The 2,517-nt window shown below is 42.9% G+C and carries 2 protein-coding genes; both read right to left on the bottom strand.

What is annotated here, in order from left to right; all coding sequences use genetic code 11:
• Nucleotides 1–72 precede the first annotated feature (72 nt).
• Nucleotides 73–1,245, bottom strand: a complete 1,173-nt coding sequence (hflK, locus tag A3766_RS17670) for an FtsH protease activity modulator HflK (RefSeq protein ID WP_068633366.1) — start codon at nt 1,243–1,245, stop codon at nt 73–75.
• Between the two features lie 242 nt (nt 1,246–1,487).
• The coding region (locus tag A3766_RS31280) for a hypothetical protein (protein WP_197479616.1) at nt 1,488–2,517 on the bottom strand (1,030 nt) is incomplete at its 5' end.

Here is a 2,517-nt window from a genome sequence, read left to right as displayed (position 1 = left end):
ATAAATCGATGCAGATAGAACAACGACAACAACCAGTAATGAAATCAAAGATAATAATGAAGACTTAGACATTTATCTGCTCTCCCTGGATGTACGGTTGTTTCTTGAACGAAGCTCCTCAATAACTTGGTCTGCAATATCTGACACAGACTGATCTACGCTATCATCATTTGATAGACTAACAGAGCGGTTAGACATTAGCTTATCCAAAGGCAAATACATCATATTGTTGCCGCCTTCTACATCCACCAAGACTTTACTGCTATTGCTGTATACCGATGAGATTGCGTCAAGATATAAACGGTCTCTGGTAACTTCTGGCGCTTTTTTATATTCAACAAGTAACTTCTTAAAACGATCAGCCTCACCTTGTGCCTGAGAGATAACCTGCTCTTTATATGCGTTCGCTTCTTCTAACATTCGCTGAGACTTACCACGCGCTTCGGGAACAACGGTATTGGCATAAGCCTCTGCTTCGTTTACATAACGCTCTTTATCCAGATTAGCCTTTTGAACATCATCAAAAGCTGACTGAACAGCAGCAGGTGCACGCGCTTCTTTAACGTTAACAATACTAACGTTAACACCCGTGTCGTAGGAATCCATAAAGCTTTGCAGACGCGTTCGCGCATTTTCTGCAAGCACAGCACGACCAGCCGTTAGAATTGGGTTCAAATCTGTACTACCCACTTCATGCCGTAACGCTGATTCAGCAGCATGTTGTAAACTACGCTCTGGATCTTCAACACGTAAAGCAAATGCTACTGGGTCCGATACCGTATACTGAACGTTAAGCTCAACCTGAACCACATTCTCATCCTGAGTCAGCATTTCTTGCTTCAACTCGGCATTTCGAACATTAGTTACGTTTACAGGAATGACCTTCTCGACAACAGGAATCACAAAGCGTAAGCCTGGGTCCAAGGTTCGGTTGTACTTACCTAATTGAAGGACAACGCCTCTTTCCTGCTCATCAATGGTATAAAATGACTTGAAGCCTAAAAAGATAACCAGCGCAATCAATGCCAAAATAAATACACCACCAGCACCCTGGCTTGAACCGCCAGAAGAGCCACCAGTTTTTTTCGGGCCTGAACCAAATAAGCCATTAAGCTTATCCATCAGTTGTTTTAAAGCTTCGTCGAGATCTGGTGGCCCTTGATTATTGCCGCCTTTATTCCCTCGATTATTAGAACCCCAAGGGTCGTTATCATTACGATTACCACCCGGCTCATTCCAGGCCATAGAAGACTCCGTTACATTTTTTAGATTAGTTTCATGAAAGATTCTAACGAATCAAAGTATTGTGACTTAATTGCCCACAAGTGTGGTTAATGAGGGCAAAGTCTTAGTTTACAAGAGGCACATAGTATTGTGCTTGGAGACGGACAGCAAGCGGTTTTTATGGTGGGCGTTTATCAGACATAAAAATGGGGAAGCTTATGCTTCCCCATTAAGGATTTAGATCTAACTATTAAATAAGAAACCTAGTGAAGGAAAGAGATAAAACGTTCTTCAATCACCCCATCTGCGCGTGTTACAGCGACTTTTAATGTACCGAAGCTAGTAGCAGGGTCATCATCTGCCTCTACTATAATCATGTTAGTAAACGGAATCGGATTACCGTCAGAATCTACTGGACACTGATTAGGAATTACAATATTTTGGCCCGTTACAATCTCACCATCCTCAACACTTACTGCTACAGTAGTGCCATTTGCAGGCATTAGCCCTTTACCATCAGTAATTGTAACTAGAACTCCTGCGGCGCCCGCTGAAGCATCCAGAACCCCACCACCTAAGTTATCAGAAATTACGACATCATCTTCAGACATACAGATCGTAGCTACACGTCTTACATCGACTAGCGACTCACAATGATACGGAGAATTAGGGTCATCAGGATCCGAAGGTTCTTCAGCTGCCTCAGTACAACTTGCCCCCTGATAAAATCCCGGATTAGTCTTAGTGTCGTATACCTGATTATTGTTAAAATCTGAGTAGAACTCATTATCATCACGCACACCATTATAGTTAACATCGATATAAGCTTCGTCCAGTTCGACATCTATGACTTCACCTAAATCATATTGACCATTCAAGTTCGCATCAATAAATGACTCCTCTCCAGTCGTACGTGCCATAATATGCACTAAACCGTTATCGGGACGCGGATTCGAACTTGTCCAATCAACTGAACAAAAGCCACTATCTAATTCACAGGAACCCACTATCTGACCACCGGTTGTCACAAAAGAAACCTGAGTACCATCTCTAGCCTCATTATTAAAGCGGTCACCTGCGCGCACAGTCATTCGAGAAGTTGTTCCAGAAATATCCCAACCACGAGGGTTAAAGGTCTCTACAGATAAAGTAAAGCTGTCTTGGTCAGGAAGTCCACCCAGAACGGCAATTGAATCAGATGTCGTAGTTGTCGTTGCAGTTGAACCATCCTCATACTCAACAGTTACCGTTGCAATGATTGCCACACTAATGTTAACGCCACCAGCAGTAAGC

The organism is Oleiphilus sp. HI0132 (genome assembly GCF_001635845.1).
Note: the sequence above shows the minus strand (reverse complement) of the source record. Positions and strands in the feature narration are given on the sequence as shown.